The organism is Micromonospora sagamiensis (assembly GCF_014680085.1).
In the GTDB taxonomy this organism is placed as follows: domain Bacteria; phylum Actinomycetota; class Actinomycetes; order Mycobacteriales; family Micromonosporaceae; genus Micromonospora; species Micromonospora inyonensis.
This window is the reverse complement of the sequence record NZ_AP023438.1, coordinates 427,326-445,047: the sequence shown is the minus strand read 5'-3', so window position 1 is coordinate 445,047 and position 17,722 is coordinate 427,326. Positions and strand designations below refer to the sequence as shown.

General features: G+C 66.2%; 15 protein-coding genes and 2 pseudogenes. 14 read left to right on the top strand and 3 right to left on the bottom strand.

Annotation, left to right across the window (positions count from 1 at the left end):
• Positions 1–262 precede the first annotated feature (262 nt).
• Together IGA62_RS30850 and IGA62_RS01675 are read left to right on the top strand one after the other, a co-directional pair.
• The gene (locus IGA62_RS30850) at positions 263–790 is read left to right on the top strand and encodes an SMI1/KNR4 family protein (RefSeq protein WP_377465942.1); all 528 of its coding nucleotides are present in this window, start codon (positions 263–265) and stop codon (positions 788–790) included.
• Positions 791–824: 34 nt separating this feature from the next.
• Positions 825–1,078, top strand: a pseudogene (locus IGA62_RS01675) (IS5/IS1182 family transposase); the annotation flags it as partial.
• Here IGA62_RS01675 and IGA62_RS01670 read toward each other — a convergent pair.
• A protein-coding gene (locus tag IGA62_RS01670) for an IS5 family transposase (RefSeq protein WP_377465944.1) occupies positions 1,066–1,943 on the bottom strand; the annotation gives its coding sequence in 2 pieces (ribosomal slippage) (positions 1,066–1,592 and positions 1,592–1,943; 879 coding nt in all). The pseudogene IGA62_RS01675 and the gene IGA62_RS01670 sit on opposite strands and share 13 nt — an antisense overlap.
• A 683-nt stretch (positions 1,944–2,626) precedes the next feature.
• Between IGA62_RS01670 and IGA62_RS01665 the strand changes: the two genes are divergently transcribed.
• From IGA62_RS01665 to IGA62_RS01605, 12 genes and pseudogenes are all read left to right on the top strand, one after another.
• The gene (locus tag IGA62_RS01665; RefSeq protein ID WP_232624852.1) at positions 2,627–3,472 is read left to right on the top strand and encodes a polymorphic toxin-type HINT domain-containing protein; all 846 of its coding nucleotides are present in this window, start codon (positions 2,627–2,629) and stop codon (positions 3,470–3,472) included.
• A 137-nt stretch (positions 3,473–3,609) separates the two neighbouring features.
• Positions 3,610–4,848 carry an IS701 family transposase gene (locus tag IGA62_RS01660; RefSeq protein ID WP_145821862.1) on the top strand — a complete coding sequence of 413 codons (1,239 nt, stop codon included), beginning with the start codon at positions 3,610–3,612 and terminating at the stop codon, positions 4,846–4,848.
• A 76-nt stretch (positions 4,849–4,924) separates the two neighbouring features.
• Positions 4,925–5,425: a DUF4265 domain-containing protein gene (locus tag IGA62_RS01655; RefSeq protein ID WP_145816860.1), complete on the top strand. Its 501-nt coding sequence runs from the start codon at positions 4,925–4,927 to the stop codon at positions 5,423–5,425.
• A 171-nt stretch (positions 5,426–5,596) separates the two neighbouring features.
• A complete protein-coding gene (locus tag IGA62_RS01650) occupies positions 5,597–6,346 on the top strand; it encodes a polymorphic toxin-type HINT domain-containing protein (protein WP_232624851.1) in 750 nt (249 codons plus the stop codon).
• 434 nt (positions 6,347–6,780) lie between these two features.
• Positions 6,781–8,019, top strand: a complete 1,239-nt coding sequence (locus tag IGA62_RS01645; RefSeq protein ID WP_186500139.1) for an IS701 family transposase — start codon at positions 6,781–6,783, stop codon at positions 8,017–8,019.
• A 717-nt stretch (positions 8,020–8,736) separates the two neighbouring features.
• Complete coding sequence (locus IGA62_RS01640) at positions 8,737–9,348, top strand: DUF416 family protein (protein ID WP_145816864.1); 612 nt, start codon at positions 8,737–8,739, stop codon at positions 9,346–9,348.
• A gap of 7 nt (positions 9,349–9,355) precedes the next feature.
• Positions 9,356–9,972 (top strand): annotated as a pseudogene (locus IGA62_RS01635) (FtsK/SpoIIIE domain-containing protein); the annotation flags it as partial.
• 38 nt (positions 9,973–10,010) lie between these two features.
• Positions 10,011–10,505 carry a transposase gene (locus tag IGA62_RS30845; protein WP_377465060.1) on the top strand — a complete coding sequence of 165 codons (495 nt, stop codon included), beginning with the start codon at positions 10,011–10,013 and terminating at the stop codon, positions 10,503–10,505.
• A gap of 752 nt (positions 10,506–11,257) precedes the next feature.
• Positions 11,258–12,295: a CPCC family cysteine-rich protein gene (locus tag IGA62_RS29550; protein ID WP_198501191.1), complete on the top strand. Its 1,038-nt coding sequence runs from the start codon at positions 11,258–11,260 to the stop codon at positions 12,293–12,295.
• 62 nt (positions 12,296–12,357) lie between these two features.
• The gene (locus IGA62_RS01615; RefSeq protein WP_232625027.1) at positions 12,358–13,014 is read left to right on the top strand and encodes an HD domain-containing protein; all 657 of its coding nucleotides are present in this window, start codon (positions 12,358–12,360) and stop codon (positions 13,012–13,014) included.
• 167 nt (positions 13,015–13,181) lie between these two features.
• Positions 13,182–14,225 carry an ATP-binding protein gene (locus IGA62_RS01610; protein ID WP_198501248.1) on the top strand — a complete coding sequence of 348 codons (1,044 nt, stop codon included), beginning with the start codon at positions 13,182–13,184 and terminating at the stop codon, positions 14,223–14,225.
• Positions 14,226–14,239: 14 nt separating this feature from the next.
• Positions 14,240–16,075, top strand: coding sequence for a vWA domain-containing protein (locus IGA62_RS01605; protein WP_145816868.1), 1,836 nt, complete (start codon positions 14,240–14,242; stop codon positions 16,073–16,075).
• Positions 16,076–16,146: 71 nt separating this feature from the next.
• Here the strand turns inward: IGA62_RS01605 and IGA62_RS01600 are convergent, their stop codons facing one another.
• Together IGA62_RS01600 and IGA62_RS01595 are read right to left on the bottom strand one after the other, a co-directional pair.
• Positions 16,147–17,025, bottom strand: a complete 879-nt coding sequence (locus tag IGA62_RS01600) for an RNA polymerase sigma-70 factor (RefSeq protein ID WP_145816870.1) — start codon at positions 17,023–17,025, stop codon at positions 16,147–16,149.
• Entirely contained in the window at positions 17,022–17,612 is a 591-nt protein-coding gene (locus IGA62_RS01595; RefSeq protein WP_145816872.1) for a carboxymuconolactone decarboxylase family protein, read from the bottom strand. Before IGA62_RS01595 ends, IGA62_RS01600 begins: the two co-directional genes overlap by 4 nt.
• Positions 17,613–17,722 lie beyond the last annotated feature (110 nt).

Sequence of the window (17,722 nt, the reverse complement as noted above, 5' to 3'; positions counted from 1 at the left end):
GCGTGGCCTAGCGAGAGGCGATGGTACCCTGCTGATCAGCCTCACGAGGCAGGACGGCGACGGAGGATGGGCGCTGGTTCGACTGCCAGATGGACCCCTGGTGCTCGATGCCCTCGGTCCGAATCCGGGCGAGCCGGAGTTTGTCGCAATGTCCCTGGCCGGGGATGTCGTATGTGGGGTGACGGCAGAGGAGTGCGAGTTGTGGGTGGTCTGCGCACGCCTTGACTGAGCGGGCCCCTGGACGCTGCGGGAATGGTGAGTGATGTTCGATCCCGACTCCCTTCGAAAAACGGTAGAGCCTCCCGATTATGTGCCGATAGCGGTGGATTGGGTTGCGGTCGAATCTCGCCTAGGGTTTGCCTTGCCGTCGGATTATAAATGGCTTGTAAGTAATTACGGTCTCGGATCTTTCGGCGGGTTCTTCTATCTATTCGTTCCTGGCGCTCCCCGGGAGGGTCTCAACCTGGAATCTCAGTATAGGCGCACCACCTGGGCGCTTGAGTATTTGATTGAAAGGGGCTACTCGCTCCCGCGAAGGCCGCGCGAGCTGATTTCGTTCGGTCGCTCTGAGAACGGTGATGCGGCTTATTGGGTGACTAGCCGTAGCGATGATCCGGATCGGTGGACGGTTGCTTTAGGCGAGCCGAGGGGCCCTTTGTGGGAGGAGTTTGACGGAGGGGTGGCTGAGTGGTTAGAAACCGTTCTTTCTCGTCGTATCAGAATGAAGATCTTCCCCAAAGACTTCCCTCGACGCACCGTTCGCTTCGCCTCGCTAAGGAACGTCTCGTAACTTGGCGCGGCGGTCCATGGTGGATCATGTCGGGGTGCAGGTGGTCTCGGCGGCTCGTTCGGTGTGGATCTTCCCGTTCGCCGGGCTGCCACCGTTCAGTTCCGCAGGCTGGTCCAGTTGGTCGCCGAGCGTGGCGGTGACGTGATCGCTGACGGTCGGCCCGGCCGGCAGTGGTCTCTCGACATCGCCGACTGGATGCTGCAGGTGGCCGCGTACTGGCGCACGGACCTGACTATGCGGCAGATCGGCCCCGCTAGGCCCTGTGTCGAAGTCGGTTACAGCCACTCGTTGATCGCGGCGATGTGCACGGTGGCTTCGTAGCGCACGGCGAGCTTGTCGAAGCGGGTCGCTACGGCGCGGTTACGTTTGAGCCTGTTGATGCCGCACTCCACGGCGTGGCGCTGCTGGTAGATCGCCGGGTCGAATGCTGGTGGCCGGCCGCCCTTCGACCCCTTCTTACGTCGGTTGGCGTCCTGGTCGGCCTTGCTCGGGATCGTCGCGGCGATCCCGCGTCGGCGCAGGTAAGCCCGGTTGGCCTTCGACGTGTACGCCTTGTCGGCGAGGACCCGGTCCGGTCGGGTCCTCGGCCGGCCGACGCCGAGGCGTGGGACGCGGATGCCGGTCAGGACCGGGATGAACTGCGGGCTGTCACCACGCTGCCCGGCGGTCAACACAAGGGCGAGGGGCTTCTGTCCCTGCTCGCAGGCCAGGTGCAGCTTCGTGGTCAACCCACCCCGCGACCGGCCGAGAGCATGATCGGCGGGCTCGACGGTGATACCACCAGGCGGTTCGGCCTGCAGATCCCCCTTTTCCTCGCCCCGGCAGCATGCTGATGGGCGCGGGCGCTGGTCGAGTCCACGGACACGTCCCAGCAGATCCGCCCGGCCGCGTCAGCGACAGCTTGCAGCGCGGTGAGCACCTTCTTCCAGGTGCCGTCGCGCTGCCACCGGCGGAACAGGGCATACACCGCCGACCACGACCCGTACTGCGGTGGCACATCCCGCCACGGAGCGCCCACCCGGATCCGCCACCGGATCCCGTCGATCAACTGCCGCCTACTCCACAACGACGGACGACCCGACCGCTTCGGTGCCGGCAGCAACGGCTGCAACACCGCCCACTGCACGTCGGTCAGGTCGTGCCGCCTCGTCACCGCTAGGGTGTCCACGAGGTCTCCGGTATTCGGGTTCTGCTTGGTCGCTGAACCATCTACCGGAGACCTCGTCACATCTCGACCACCGACACGCCAAGATCCTCAAGCCAGCAGCTCAAGCCCTGGCACCGACTTCGACACAGGGCCTAGGGACCTGCGACTCAGGTAGCCACGTCAACGGTTGGTCGGTGGAGGCGGGCTGCCAGACCTCGGCCTCGAGCCGGTGCGCTGTCATCCCCCGCACCACCCGGTACACCCACGACGCCGACGACTGGGTGGTGGCGACCTGGAACACGTCCGGCGATAACGAGACCGTGCTGTGTACGGTCGTGGTCGATGTCAGTCGGGGGGATGAGGAGTTCTCGTGGAGTGGCCTGGCCGGCACGATGGTGGAGGGCGGCCTGGACGGGGCGCTGTCGGGTGGCTTGAGCCGGTTCGGTGGCGGTAGCCGACTGCTTGGTGGGGCCAACCGGGCGGTTCGGGGTGGTCCGAGTCCGGCGGCGGCGTCTCGGCAGGTGTCGGCCGGTGGTGGTCAGGGTGGTGGGGCGTCGGCGGTGCGGTCCGGTCCTGCGGGCGGCGGTGGTGGGTCGGCGCCGTCGGGTCGGCCGCCTCGGGCGGAGGAGGTGTCGGCGGGTTCCTGCTCCACGGGTAAGCCCCGGCACAGTTTCGACCCGGCGACGTTGGTGTTGCTGGCCGACGGCACGGCCCGTCCGATCGGGGATATCCAGCCCGGTGACGAGGTGGTGGCGACCGATCCGGAGACGGGGGAGACCAGCGCCGAGCCGGTGACCCGGCTGCACGTCAACATCGACCGGGAGCTGACGAACCTCACCGTGCGGGGCAGCGGTGCGGAGCGGGCGGTGACGCTGGAGACCACGGCGCACCATCCGTTCTGGGACGCGACCGACCGGCAGTGGGTGGATGCCGGGAAGCTTCAGGTCGGACATCGGCTGCTGGTCCACGACGACAAGCGGCTGGAGGGCGACGGCACCGGTGCCGGTGCCGGCGGACCCGGACGCGAGGTCACGGTCGTCGCGGTCGACAACTTCACCGGCTCCGAGGTCATGCGCGACCTCACCGTCGCCACCCACCACACGTACTATGTGATAGCCGGCAACACCCCGGTACTCGTACACAACATCAATCAACCTCGCTCGGACATCTGTGGACCTAATGGCGAGCCTATCCACGATATTCCGCAGGGTTCGAGTGGAGGTGTGGGTGCCGGTGAGGAAATTCCCAGGTCCATGCTTGCCGGTTACAACATTGGGGTTCAGGCGGACCGTACCAAGCCAACGCCGATGTGCTCATATTGCCGGCACAACACAGCTGAAGCTGTTGATCACGTCGAGGCAAGGAACTATGGTGGTGATCTCAGCGACGAGAACACCACGCCGATCTGCCGGTCGTGCAACAGTTCCAAGCGAGATCGCATGACCCCGTATAATCCGCCGGCAGGGTATACCGGAATTTGGCCGCCGCCGCACTGGCCGGCTAGTACTCCAGCCGGGGATGTTGACCTTGGCTGAGCTGCGGCTTGGTGTGGTGGGTGAACGAGTGCAGCCACCGTCGATCATGGGCGGTTGTGTGGACTGACCATGACGCGGCGGTGGCTGCGGGATACAGGGTAGACGCCCGGCGGTGGCGGGTGTTGTTCGACGGCCTGATGCTGACGGTCGGGCATCGTTTCCGCAGGCCGGAGCCTCGCCGTCGGGTGCGTGACTTCGTTCGGGGCCTGTTGGCGCCGTTACCGCGCAAGAACTGCTGGACGATCGCCGAGCATGCCGGGGACAGTGGCCCGGACGGGATGCAGGACCTGCTGACCCGGGTGCGTTGGGACGACGCCGCGGTCCGCGCTGATGTCCGCGCGTTCGTGGTCGAGCATCTCGGTGACCCCGAGGCGGTGCTGGTCATCGACGAGACGGGGGACCTGAAGAAGGGCCGGCACACCGTCGGTGTCCAGCGGCAGTACTCAGGCACGGCCGGCAAGATCGAGAACTGTCAGCTCGCCGTGCACCTCGTCTACGCCACCGACACCGCTCACGCAATGGTCGACACGGCCCTCTACCTGCCGAAGTCCTGGTGCGACGACCCCGAACGCCGGACGCGGGCAGGTGTCCCCGAGCAGGTGCGGTTCGCCACGAAGCCGCAGCTGGCAGCCCGGATGATCACCGCCGCGGTCACCGCCGGGCTGCCCTGCCGGTGGGTGGCCGGCGACGAGGCCTACGGCAACGATCCACGCCTGGCCGCCGGGCTGCGTCAGCTGCGCCTGGGCTACGTCCTGGCCGTGGCCCGTTCTCACCAGGTCACCACCAGGCTCGGCGTCTACCGCGTCGACGCACTGGCCGCGGGTCTTCCCACCACCGCCTGGCAGCGCATCTCCGCCGGCAGGGGCGCGAAAGGCCACCGCTGGTACGACTGGTCCTACACCGCCCTACCGGCCGCCACCGACACGCACGGCGGACACCACTGGCTCCTGATCCGCCGTAACCGCCGCACCGGTGAGCTGGCCTTCTACCGCTGCTGGTCACCCCAACCAGTCCCACTCAACCGCCTGGTCGCGGTAGCCGGCCGCCGCTGGAAGATCGAAGAAGCCTTCCAGGCCGCGAAGACCGGACTCGGCCTGGACCAGCACCAACACCGCCGCTGGCGGTCCTGGCACCGCTGGACCACCCTGGTGATCCTGGCCCACGCCTTCCTCGCCGCCGCGACCGCCAACCACCACCATCAACCAGTCGGGCTGATCCCACTGACCGTCAACGAACTACGCCACCTGTTCCACGTCCTGATCATCGAACCCACCCGCCGCCGAGCGGACCCACTGCTCTGGTCGATCCGCCGACGCCGTCACCAAGCCCAAGCCATGACCAGCCACTACGCCCGACAAGCCCTCACCGAACCGTGATCACAATCCCCGGCTGGAGTACTAGGATGCTCCAGGAGTGGTATCTGCTAAATTCTGGGCGCAAGTAGGAGTATCTGTGACAGGTGCGGTGTACATCAATCATCTCGATCCTCTTGGTAAGAATGCTCCTTATCAAATCGCAATGGTCGACCTGACTTATGCGGGGCTTCCTGGCCAAGTGGAGCAGCTTTGGCTCAATAGCCTGGATGATCGTCGATTTCGCATCGCATGCATACCGTTCTGCGCCTACGGGCTGGCCTATCTGGACGAGGTCGTACTCGACCCTGATGGTATGTTCGTCCAGAACCTTGTTGCGTTTTCCGGCAATCGTGTCCTACGCGCACTCGTGCACGAAGGTGGAGGAGATTCGGCAGACGAGGTCTGTGGATCGATAAAATCGGTGGCAGCAGACCTCGGTTTGGGTGTGGAGATGCATGGCGAACGATTTTTGGCCTTCGACATTCCGCGCCATGTGGATGTTCGACAGCTCGTTGACGTTATGGCGTCTTGGGCCAATCGGGGGGCTCTGAATTTCGAGTGGAGTGACGTTCGAAGCTTTGTCTATTCGCGTGGATAGCGAGGACATCCGCGGTCGGAATCCGCGCCGGTGGTGAACCCGGTCGAGCCACGGCACCGGTACCTGGGGGAGTCGGTGTCCGGGCCCGATCGAGCAGCATCGCGAAGAACTGTTCATCCGTGACCGCGCTCACCGGCTCCACAATCGGCTGCTTTCGACCCGGCGACGTTGGTGTTGCTGGCCGACGGCACGGCCCGTCCGATCGGGGATATCCAGCTCGGTGACGAGGTGGTGGCGACCGATCCGGAGACGGGGGAGACCAGCGCCGAGCCGGTGACCCGGCTGCACGTCAACGTTGACCGGGAGTTGACGAACCTCACTGTGCGGGAGGGCGGTGCTGAGCGGGCGGTGACGCTGGAGACCACGGCGCATCATCCGTTCTGGGACGCCACGGACCGGCAGTGGTTCGACGCCGGGAAGCTCCAGGTCGGACATCGGCTGCTGGTCCACGACGACAAGCGGCTGGAGGGCGACGGCACCGGTGCCGGTGCCGGCGGCGGCGGACCCGGGCGCGAGGTCACGGTCGTCGCGGTCGACAACTTCACCGGCTCCGAGGTCATGCACGACCTCACCGTCGCCACCCACCACACGTACCATGCGCTGGCGGGGCCTTCCCCGGTCCTGGTTCTCAACTATGGCGGCAAGATCCACCAGGATAAGTACTCTGGCGGTGGAAGTACCCGATACGGTGGACTCGATGCAAATCACAGGCCCGCGAGTGTTTCCGCATCACTGAATGCCTCGGTGCTTGACTCGGTAAGTGCCGCAAGTAGCAGAATCAGAGCCCCTGGAGGACCCGGGAATGGTGATGACTTCAATATTGGTCGAGGGCACCTTCTTGGGTGGGTCTGGTTCCCGAAAGTCGAATCTTGTCACCATCACACAGGATCCGGTGAACTCGCCGATCATGAGAGACCTTGAGCAGCCAATCTACAACGCAGTTCGCGGTGGGCAGAACCTGCAGTTCACTGCTTCTGCGGTTTCCATGCTGATAACCCGATGCCGATCGGCGTCAGGATGACGGCTTGCGGCAGCGGAGGCTCTAGGTTGGTCCAGGATATCCCTAACCCTGCCGGGCTTTTGGGCATGGTGAATGATGTTTAATCCCGACTCTTTCCGGCAAGTGGTAGAACCTCCCAGCTCTGTGCCGGTTGCAGTGGACTGGGCTGGGGTTGAATCTCGGCTAGTACTCCAGCCGGGGATGTTGACCTTGGCTGAGCTGCGGGTTGGTGTGGTGGGTGAACGAGTGCAGCCACCGTCGATCATGGGCGGTTGTGTGGACTGACCATGACGCGGCGGTGGCTGCGAGATACAGGGTAGACGCCCAACGGTGGCGGGTGTTGTTCGACGGCCTGATGTTGACGGTCGGGCATCGTTTCCGCAGGCCCGAGCCTCGCCGTCGGGTGTGTGACTTCGTTCGGGGCCTACTGGCGCCGTTACCGTCGAAGAACTGCTGGACGATCGCCGAGCATGCCGGAGACACCAGCCCGGACGGGATGCAGGACCTGTTGATCCGGGTGAAGTGGGACGACGCCGCCGTTCGCGCTGATGTCCGCGAGTTCGTCGACCAGCACCTCGGTGATACCGAGGCGGTGCTGGTCATCGACGAGACGGGGGACCTGAAGAAGGGCCGGCACACCGTCGGTGTCCAGCGGCAGTACTCAGGCACGGCCGGCAAGATCGAGAACTGTCAGCTCGCCGTGCACCTCGTCTACGCCACCGACACCGCTCACGCAATGGTCGACACGGCCCTCTACCTGCCGAAGTCTTGGTGCGACGACCCCGAACGCCGGACGCGGGCAGGTGTCCCCGAGCAGGTGCGGTTCGCCACGAAGCCGCAGCTGGCAGCCCGGATGATCACCGCCGCGGTCACCGCCGGGTTGCCGTGTCGCTGGGTGGCCGGCGACGAGGCCTACGGCAACGATCCACGCCTCGCCGCCCGGCTGCGTCAGCTGCGCCTGGGCTACGTTCTGGCCGTGGCCCGGTCCCATCAGGTCACCACCGGCCTCGGCGTCTACCGCGTCGACGCACTGGCCACCGGTCTTCCTCCCACCGTCTGGCAGCGCATCTCCGCCGGCAGGGGCGCGAAAGGTCACCGCTGGTACGACTGGTCCTACACCGCCCTACCGGCCGCCACCGACACGCACGGCGGACACCACTGGCTCCTGATCCGCCGTAACCGCCGCACCGGTGAGCTGGCCTTCTACCGCTGCTGGTCACCGGAACCCGTCCCACTGCACCGCCTGGTCGCGGTAGCCGGCCGCCGCTGGAAGATCGAAGAAGCCTTCCAGGCCGCGAAGACCGGACTCGGCCTGGACCAGCACCAACACCGCCGCTGGCGGTCCTGGCACCGCTGGACCACCCTGGTGATCCTGGCCCACGCCTTCCTCGCCGCCGCGACCGCCAACCACCACCATCAACCAGTCGGGCTGATCCCACTGACCGTCAACGAACTACGCCACCTGTTCCACGTCCTGATCATCGAACCCACCCGCCGCCGAGCGGACCCACTGCTCTGGTCGATCCGCCGACGCCGTCACCAAGCCCAAGCCATGACCAGCCACTACGCCCGACAAGCCCTCACTGAACCGTGATCACGATCCCCGGCTGGAGTACTAGGTAACGCCTTGCCGTCAGATTACAAGTGGCTCATAAAAAATTATGGACCCGGATCGTTTGGTGGATTTTTTTATCTATTCTGCCCTGGGTTCTCGCGAGATGGCCTCGATCTCGAATATCAGCATATGCGCACGACATGGGCGCTTGCGTATTTGAAAGAAAGGGGCCACTCCCTCCCTCGTGGGCCGCACGAGCTGATTTCATTTGGTCGCTCTGAAAATGGTGATGTCGCCTACTGGGTGACCAGTCGTAGTGGGAACCCGGATCGGTGGACCGTTGCTTTGGGTGAGCCGAGGGGTTCATTGTGGGAGGGGTTCGATGGAGGGACTGTTGAGTGGCTGGAGGCCGTTCTCTCTCGTCGTACTAGAATGAAGATCTTCCCCAAAGACTTCCCTCGACGCGCCGTTCGCTTCATCTCGCTCACCTAATGGATCTGCCTGAGAAGGCGTTTGGCATGTCTGTCAGTCGGGTGTGTTGAAGATGCGGCGTTGTTGCCGGGTGGCGGGTCCGCCTCAGGCGAGGCGGCCGAGCATGCCGCCGATGGCGCCCCAGCGAATCATGTCTTCCAAGGTGGCGGGGCGGTTTTGTAGTCGCGGGCTAGGCGGCGGTGGGTGGTGAGCCAGGTCAGAAGGTTATCGGATCTCGTCCGATGGGATGAGCGTCGTTATTCGTACCTTCAGAAAGGAGAACTGATGGTAGTCCCGGTGCGCTTCGACTCTCGGCGGCTACGCGAAGACCTTGCCAACCTTGCCCCGTGGCAACGTGCCGCCTTTGTAGTTAGCTGTGTTGAGGTGCTGATACCCGCATACTTGAAATTCAGTGGGTTGGAGGAGGTCGGCGATCCGGTCCTGGTCCGGACCTCGGTGGACGCGGTCTGGTCGGGGCTGCAGGGGGACGATATGAGCAGCGCCGTATCAGAGCTTCCTTCGCCGGCCTCAATAGAGGAACTGTTGCCGGCTGAAGAAGACTGGAATGAGTGGGCGCCGCAGGCGGAAGATGCCATTGTCTCGCTCGTCTATCTCTTGGAACTTTTGCGCGACGATAATGTTGACCTCGCTGTCTACGTTGCTGAGCGAGCGTATGCGGCAGCGGACGAGTTCGAAGCACGGGAACAGGATCTAGAGGTTCTTGGAAGTGATGATGGTGAGGTGCTGTTGCAGGCTTCGTCGATCCAAGCCGAACTGCAGCGGCAGGTGGATGCCCTAGATGCCTTGCAGGATCCTGCGGCCGACTCCTCTATAATTGCCGGTTTGCGGGCCGCTGCGATGCAAGTGCCTGTTGGCGGCTTGACGGGAGCCGGCTAAATAGGACCTGCTGCGTTATCTGCTGGCCGACGCCGAGATCCGGCCCGCGATACGCGCCGGCTGGCGGATCCAATACATGTGGCGGCGTACCGCCGTGCGGGTGGGCCTGGCGCAGACCGAACGTGTCCGTCCGCCGTTGTGGTCATCTCGGCCGCAGACGGTGGCGGTGCGGCGGGAGTTGGTTCCGGCGGTCCGGGTGCAGGTGCGGCGGTGGGGTGTCGAGGTGGACGCGGCCACGGTCGGCCGGCTCGGCCTGGTCGAGTTCCAGAACGCTGCTGGGCATCTCGTTGGCGCGTGGCGGGTGCCGCAGGTGCGGGTGGCGCAGGTCCGCCCGGGCCTGGTCCGGCTGCGGGCGCTGCTGGTCTGCCCGCTCACCCGAACGGCCGTTTGAACGGGCAGACCATGACCGTCGACCACCTGGAGACGTGGTCGGCGGGTGTCGACGCTGATGGGCAGCCGGTCGCCATCCGCTCGTCCCGGGTGTCCGGGGTGGTGGTCGCGGGGCTGGCCGGCATCGGCAAGACCTCGCTGCTGAACGCTCGGTTCTGTCAGCTCACGCCGTCGTCGGCGGTGCAGTTCGTGTTGATCGATGGCAAGGGCAGCCCGGACTACGACGGCCTGTTCCGTTGGGGGAATCGCATAGATTTCCGCGTTTGACCTGGGTGTGGTCCGTTGGACAGGACGTAGCTCCTGTCCAGAAAGGACCGCGTCATGGCAGACAAGAAGAACTGCTCCGCTTCCGCGGCCGACGGCGGCGGTGGGTCGCGCAGCAGCTGGTGGAGCGGGCCAAGGTCGACGCCGTGTCGCTCGTCGGGCCGGGTGGGTTTTTGGCCGGGATCACCTGCACCGTCCTGGAATCAGCGCTTGATGCGGAGCTGGATGCTCACCTCGACGAGGTCGGCGTCGACGAGGCGACCGTTCGGCGGGCCAACATCCGTAACGGGCACGGGGCGAAGACGGTGCAGACCGAGGTCGGGCCGTGTGGATCCAGGTGCTACGGGACCGGGCCGGTTCGTTCACCCCGAGGATCGTGCCGAAGCACGCCCGCCGCCTTGACGGGTTCAAGGAGGCGATCCTGTCGCTTACACAAAAGGCGTGACCACCGGGGAGATCTCCGCCCGCAGTCCCCACGAGCAGTGGGTTACGCTCTGTGTTGAGCTATCCTTAATCGCATGAGCACCCATTTTTGTATCCGGGTGCTACGCGTGGGGGTTCATCTCCCCCCTCGGACACAAATTTGCGGCACCGATGCCGTGTCCTGTGTACTGGTGGTCAAGTGCACTTGACCACGCGAATCTGATCTCGGTTACTACCTCTGCCGGCTTGCTGTCGGGCGAGGGTGGTGGTCCTTGTGGCTGAGCCTTCAATGGCTTCCGTCGTCCCCCCGGTCCTGCTTCCAGGACAGGCGAGAGGCGTTCGGACCGGCTCCGCCGCTCCGCTGCGTCGAGCGCCCTTACCGATGCCGGCCCTCCCGCAGCAGCGCACCGAAGCGAGGATGTATCGCCTGGCCTCGGTCGACAGCAGTGGTCGGATCCGTGATCGGGCGATCATCGGCGCACTGGATTGGAAGCCTGGCGCGCGGCTGGACATCCGTCAGGTCCGCTGAGAGCGCAGGTGGGACGACGGGCTGGCCGACTTGGTCCTCGCACGGCGAGGCCAGTCTCGTGCTGGCGGTCGCTGGCGGCGGGATCTCACTGGCCGGTCGTAGCGCCGGTGGTTCGGCCGCTCAGGGCCAGGCGGACCAAGACGCAGCACGCTAAGGGTGGTGTCCTCTGTCGGCTGGTGTGCGACAGTCGTCTGCCAGCGGATCTGCGACACCTCAGCGCGTTGATCGCGGCAGATTCGGATGTAGAAAGCCCTGTTCTTCTTGGTGCTCTGGGTACCTGGCCGGTCTGCGAGAATGCGCGGCATGGAGGCTCAGGATCTGGAGCGTGCCGTCCGGATGATGGGCGAGGTCCTCGAACCGCTTTCGGCCCACGACTGGTCGGTCGCCGCTGGCACCCTGACTTGGACGTGTCGGGAGACGCTCGTCCACATCGGCCATGATTTGCTCGCATACGCGGCTCAAGTGGCGGGCCGGGTAAAGGATGCGTACCTGCCGTTGGATCTGGTGATCCGCGACGATGCGCCGGTGTCAGACGTGTTGGCGGCCGTCGAGGCGTGCGGCGGGCTGCTCGTCGCGGCGCTGCGGGTCGCAGGGCCGGATACGCGGGCGTGGCACTTCGGGTCCTGCGATGTCAGCGGGTTCGCAGCGCTCGGCGTCGCCGAGGTCGTGCTCCACACGTACGACATCACCCAGGGCCTGAAGGTGAACTGGTGGCCGCCCGGGAAGTTCAGTACACGCATTCTGGCTCGGCTGGCTCCGGACGCAGTGACCCGGCAGCGGCAGAAGACGGGAAAACGGGCGCACTCTACGCAGGTTCTGCTCCGGCACGCTGGACGCCTCGGCGATGTGGGCCCGTGGCGATGGCGCATCGTGCCGGAGGAGCAACAGGTAGTTAGGGAAGACGCCGGGGGCGACGGTGCTCGTCGCATCCATTCGGCAGCCGATCCAAACGTCCAAGACCGCCCCGCCGTAATCCACAAGCCGACGGAGGACAGCTCCGTAGCCACACGATCCATCAGTGCGGACGCTGACGAACTCCTGGGTCGCCGCCGGGTGGAATGGCTACACCGATACGCCTCGCTGAAGAACGTCGTCGCGGCGGTCGGTGATGGTCCCTACACCTGTCCCTGCTGCGGCCATGCCACGTTGTCGGAGCGAGGGCGCTACGAGATCTGCGATGAGTGCTGGTGGGAGGATGATGGCCAGGACAACCACGACAGCGCAGTCGGCCGGGGCGGGCCGAACGGCAGTTTGAGCCTCGACGAGGCCCGGGTCCAGTACATCCGAAAGGGCCGGGGCCGGACGCCACAGCCGCATCTCCCGCCGAGCGAGTCCACGTAACGCCAGGCTCCAGCCGCTTTATGCGGTCAACTCTCATCGGCATGACGCTCCGCAAGGTGAGCATGCTGATCGCGTTCTACCATGCGTCTGCCGAAACCCCGCACGCCGACCACGACGGAGCATCCATGCCATTGACGCTGCGTCATGCCCTGCGCGAACCTGGTGTCCCGCCGCTGCGACAGCTACCAGCCCAGGTCGCCGACCTCCTCGTCGAGTTGAACGCGCCACCTCGGTTGGCCGCGCATCTGCGCGCCGTGCACGACGTCGCCGCCCAGCTCACGGCCTGGCTTGCCGTTCACTACCCGACCCTGGTCATCGACCGCGAGGCCGTTCTCTTCGGCGCGGCCACCCACGACATCGGCAAGACCGTTCACGTCGAGGAACTGTCCGGACCAGGCTCCCGGCACGAGCCCGCCGGGCAACAGCTCCTGCTCGACGCCGGCATCGAGCCTTCCCTGACACGCTTCGCCGCGACACATGCCAGCTGGCGGACGACCACCGTCGAGCTCGAAGATCTACTCGTCAGCCTCGCCGACAAGATCTGGAAAGCCAAGCGCGTCCCCGACCTCGAACAACTCGTCGTCGACCGGCTCGCCGCCACTTCTGGACAGGAGCCCTGGCAGGCTTTCCTCAACCTCGACGACCACCTCGACAAGATTGCGGCGGACGCGGACCAGCGGCTCGCTTTCCAGAACGGCTATCCCACCGCCACCGGCTGAGACGGGCCGAGCCGGGTCCGGGAGCTCTGCACCGATCGTTCGCGGTAGATCAGTAGGCCAGTTGCTGCGCTGGCTCGGTTGTTCCTGTTCGCGTCGGCGCGCGGCGGATATGGGATGCGGTTGATCCTGGTGGTGGGCAGGATGGGCGGGTGCACTCTGCGATCTCGGTGACGCCGGCCCAGCTGCCGGATCTGCTACTGCATGTGGCGGTGGTCCGGCCGGTGTTCGTGTGGGGCGCTCCGGGTATCGGCAAGAGTTCGCTGGTGCGCCAGTTCGCCGCCTCGCTCGGGTTGGACTGCGTGACCCTGGTCGGCACCCAACTCGCGGCGGAGGACCTGATCGGAGTGCCGGAGTTGCGGGACGGCCGCAGCCGCTTCGCGCCGCCGGAGTCAATCGCCCGCGACGAACCGTACTGCCTGTTCCTTGACGAGTTGAACGCGTCGACGCCGGAGGTGCAGAAGGCGTTCTACTCGCTGATCCTGGACCGCCGCATTGGGGCCTACGAGTTGCCGGCGGGATCGATCGTGATCGGTGCCGGTAACCGGGCTACGGACAACGCGCTGGCCCGGCCAATGGCCTCAGCCTTGGTCAACCGGCTGGTCCATGTGCACCTGCGTGCCAGTGTTGACGACTGGCTGGCGTGGGCGCAGGGCGCCGGTATCCACCGCTGGGTGGTCGACTACCTGTCTGAGCGGCCGGACCAGTTGTGGGTGAACCCACCCAAGGTGGAGGAGGCGTTCTCCACCCCGCGCAGCTGGCACATGCTCTCCGACGCGCTGTCGTCCTATGGCGACGACATCGACGAACACACCCTGCGACTGTTGGCCGCCGGCACGCTGAGCCCTGCCCACGCGGCCGGGTTCTGCGGTTACCTGAAGATCGTGCGGCATCGTTACGGACTCGACGCCGTCGTACGTGGGGACGCGGCTTGGCCTGCCGGTGTCGGGGACCGGGACCTGCTGTACTTCCTGGCGGAGGCGTTCCGGGCCAGGCTGGTCAAGGAGTTGCCAGCCAGCAAGGAGCATGCCTCGCCGGCCTTGCGGCAGTTCGCGCACCGAACCAAGGCGCTGCTGGTCCAGTTGGCGGAGATCTCGTTGGAGTGTGCCCAGATGGTCATCGCCGCAGGGGAGGACGGCGCACCAGTGCTGCCGACGTGGTTCCTGGTCGAGGTGAGCCGGGACCTGCCCCGGCTGGTCGCCGCCCGAACCTGACGCAGGACAACGCGATGGGAAGCAGGAAGCGGGCGCCGGCCGACCCGAACGTGGCTGCGTTCGACGCTGCGTGGCGGAAGCTGACCGGTCACCCGATGTTCGCCCCGTTGCTGAGCACCCAGGTCGGGCCGTGGCAGCGTGCCGGGGCGCGGGCGGTGCTGGTGGATGACAGCCAACTCGTGGCGGCAAAGGCGATCGCGGTGGTCGACGCGCATGGGGCGATCCGGGCCAGCAAAGCGCACCGGCTGGACGAGGACCAGTGGTCGTGGGCGCTTGCGCACTGCCTGCTGCACCTCGGCTTCGGTCACCTGGCCCCCGATCGCTACGCCACCGACCCGGCGTACGCCGACGCGGCCTGCCTCGCCGTCGCACGGTTCCAGCGGGCCGTCAAACTCGGCACCGAACCGTTGCTGCTGCCGGCTGAGCTGCCCGCCACCGACGAGTCGGTGCTGTTGCGGCAGTGGCGGCACGCCGGCGTGCCGGCCGAATACGCGGGCTGCGGTACCGGCGGCCACGCACCAGACCTGATCCCACCACCACCATCTCCAGGCACCGGCGGGGCGGGGATCGGTGTGCCGGACTGGCAGGCGCAATTCGCGGTGGGGCTGTCCGCAGCGGCGACGGCGGCGGTGGATGTCGCCGGCGGGGCACGCAGGTCGCTGACCGACCGGGCCAGCCACCGTCAACCTTGGGAGTTGGCGATGAGCTGGTTCGTCTCCTCCTACCCGCTGCTCGGAGCGCTGGCGTCACGATTCACCCTGGTCGCCGACGCCAAGCTGGCGCAGCGCTGGAACATCACGATCGCCGCAGTATCCCCGGCCGCCGGGGAAATCTACCTGAACCCGCTGCGGAACCTGTCCAGCATGCAATGGCGGTTCGTGTTGGCGCACGAGATGCTGCACGCCGCGCTGCGCCACGGCGACCGGATCGGTGGACGCGACGCCTACCTGTGGAACGTCGCGGCGGACTACGTCATCAACGGCTGGCTAATCGAGATGGATGTCGGCGAACCACCGGACGGGCTGCTCCACGACCCGCAGCTGGCCGGCATGTCCGCCGAGGCGGTCTACGACCAGATTGCCAAGGACCTACGCCGCCTACGCAAACTCGCCACACTGCGCGGCACCGGCCTCGGTGACGTGCTCGGTGAACCCCTGCCATGCAACGGCACACCCGGACACCGGGTCGACCTGGACGACTTCTACCGGCGGGCGCTGCTGACCGGCTACGCCTACCACCAGCAGGAAGGTCGGGGACATCTGCCAGCTGGACTCGTCGACGAGATCCGGGTCCTGGAACAGCCGCCACTGCCATGGGATGCCAAGCTGGCCCGCTGGTTCGACGAGTACGTACCCTCACCGCAGCGCGCCCGTTCCTACGCCCGCCCGTCACGACGGCAGGCCAGCACACCGAACATCCCGCGACCGGGCTGGCGATGGCCCGACGAACCGGTACCCCGATGCACCTTCGGGGTCGTGCTGGACACCTCCGGGTCCATGAACCACGAACTGCTCGGCAAGGCACTCGGCGCCATCGCCTCGTACGCCATCGCCCGTGACGTGCCCGCCGCCCGCGTGGTCTTCTGCGACGCACACCCCTACGACGCCGGATATCTGCCGGTGGAACAGATCGCCGGCCGGGTACGGGTCCGCGGGCGCGGCGGCACCGTGCTCCAGCCCGGCATACACCTGCTGGAAACCGCCCCCGACTTCCCAACCGCCGCACCGATCCTGCTCATCACCGACGGATACTGCGACGTCGTACGCATCCGCCGCGAACACGCCTTCCTCATCCCGGAAGCCGCCCGGCTACCCTTCACACCCCGCGGCCCCGTCTTCCGACTACGGTAACGACGACGCATCGATGACACGTACCGACACAGCCCGGATCGCGGCAGATGCGAGCATGCGTAAGCCGGGACTCACCGTCGAAGCTCGGCCACCTCGCCCAGCCGCTCGAGCTTGTGCGGGTTGCGGATCGCGTAGATTTGGGTGATCCGGCCGTCCTCGATGACGAACGACACGGCCGTGTCGTTCTCGCCGCTGGGGTCGATGCGCGCCGCGATGCCGCCGTTGAGGTCGACGATGAAAGCCTTGGCGCCGGGCGCGACCTCGGCGAAGCGGGCCATCACCGGGGCGAGCTTCTCGGCCCCGCGGACCGGCTTCGGGATTGTCGGGGCCAGGCCGCCGCCGTCGCCCACGACGAGCACGTCGGGAGCCAGCACCTTGAGCAGTCCGGGCACGTCGCCGGTGGTCAGCGCGTCGAGGAACCGCTCGACCACCTGCTCCTGCTCGGTGCGGCTTACCGACATCCGCGGCCGGCGCGCCGCCACGTGCTTGCGGGCCCGCGTCGCAATCTGGCGCACCGCCGCCGGCGACTTGTCCAGCGCCTCGGCGATCTCGTCGTACGGCACGTCGAAGACCTCGCGGAGCACGAAGACCGCGCGTTCCGTCGGTAGCAGCGTCTCGAGTACCGTCAGCATGGCGATCGACACACTCTCTGCGAGCTCGACGTCCTCGGCGACGTCCGGGCTGGTCAGCAGGGGCTCGGGTAGCCACTCGCCCACATACTCCTCGCGCTGCCGCGCGAGCGTGCGCAGTCGGTTGAGGCAGAGCCGGGTCACGATCCGCACGAGGTACGCCCGGGGGCCCCGGACCTCCCAGCGCTCGGCGTCGGCCAAGGCTGCCCACCGCAGCCAGGTCTCCTGCACCACGTCCTCGGCGTCGGCGACCGAGCCGAGCATCTCGTAGGCGACGGTGAACAGCAGGCTGCGGTGGGCGACGAAGGGGTCCTCGCTCATGACGCGGACGCTACTCCCGGTCGCTCGGCCAGCGGCCTTAAGCCGCACGCGGCGGCGAAGCCGTCGGACTCGATGCCAAGCGCCACGTTGCCACGCGTGCTCATGTTCGCGAATGCGATCACCGAGGTGAGTTCGACCACGGCGGGAGGTCCCAGCTCGGCGTGCAGCCGGCCCACCAGCTCGTCGGTCACGGTCGGCGGTGTCTGGCTCATCGCCTCGGCGTACTCCAGGACATCCCGCTCCAGCGGAGTGAAGACGTCCGCCTCCCGCCACCGCGGGATCTCGCGCGCCTTATCCACGTCAAGCCCCTTGTTGCGTGTCTCGAAGTAGTTGAAGTCCAGGCACCACGTGCAGCCGACTAGCGACGCGACCGCCATGTGGGCGAACGACTTCAGGTTCTCGTCGCAGGCGTCCCACTTCTGCAGCTTGCCGCCGAGGCCGAAGCTGGCGAACAGCACTTTGGGGTTGTGCCAGTAGACGCCCACCGCCGTCGGCACCTTGCCCAGTTTCTTCTCGATCATCCGCTTGATCAGCGCTCCCTTGACGCCGGTGATCTCGGCCGGGGGGATGCGGGTCGTGTGCTCCATGTCTCCTCCTGTGTCGGCGGCTTTGCCGGCGGGTTGGTAGGTCGTCACGCCATGGAGACACCGGCCGGGCCGCGGATGTGACATCGAGCGGGAGAAACGGTCGGTAGTCT

Excerpts from the sequence above, each read along its gene's own strand:
- IGA62_RS30850 (WP_377465942.1), top strand. The coding sequence starts at position 263 with ATGTTCGATCCCGACTCCCTTCGAAAAACGGTAGAGCCTCCCGATTAT.
- IGA62_RS01660 (WP_145821862.1), top strand. The coding sequence starts at position 3,610 with ATGCTGACGGTCGGGCATCGTTTCCGCAGGCCGGAGCCTCGCCGTCGG.
- IGA62_RS01645 (WP_186500139.1), top strand. The coding sequence starts at position 6,781 with ATGTTGACGGTCGGGCATCGTTTCCGCAGGCCCGAGCCTCGCCGTCGG.
- IGA62_RS01640 (WP_145816864.1), top strand. The coding sequence starts at position 8,737 with ATGGTAGTCCCGGTGCGCTTCGACTCTCGGCGGCTACGCGAAGACCTT.
- IGA62_RS29550 (WP_198501191.1), top strand. The coding sequence starts at position 11,258 with ATGGAGGCTCAGGATCTGGAGCGTGCCGTCCGGATGATGGGCGAGGTC.
- IGA62_RS01615 (WP_232625027.1), top strand. The coding sequence starts at position 12,358 with ATGCTGATCGCGTTCTACCATGCGTCTGCCGAAACCCCGCACGCCGAC.
- IGA62_RS01605 (WP_145816868.1), top strand. The coding sequence starts at position 14,240 with ATGGGAAGCAGGAAGCGGGCGCCGGCCGACCCGAACGTGGCTGCGTTC.
- IGA62_RS01600 (WP_145816870.1), bottom strand. The coding sequence starts at position 17,025 with ATGAGCGAGGACCCCTTCGTCGCCCACCGCAGCCTGCTGTTCACCGTC.
- IGA62_RS01595 (WP_145816872.1), bottom strand. The coding sequence starts at position 17,612 with ATGGAGCACACGACCCGCATCCCCCCGGCCGAGATCACCGGCGTCAAG.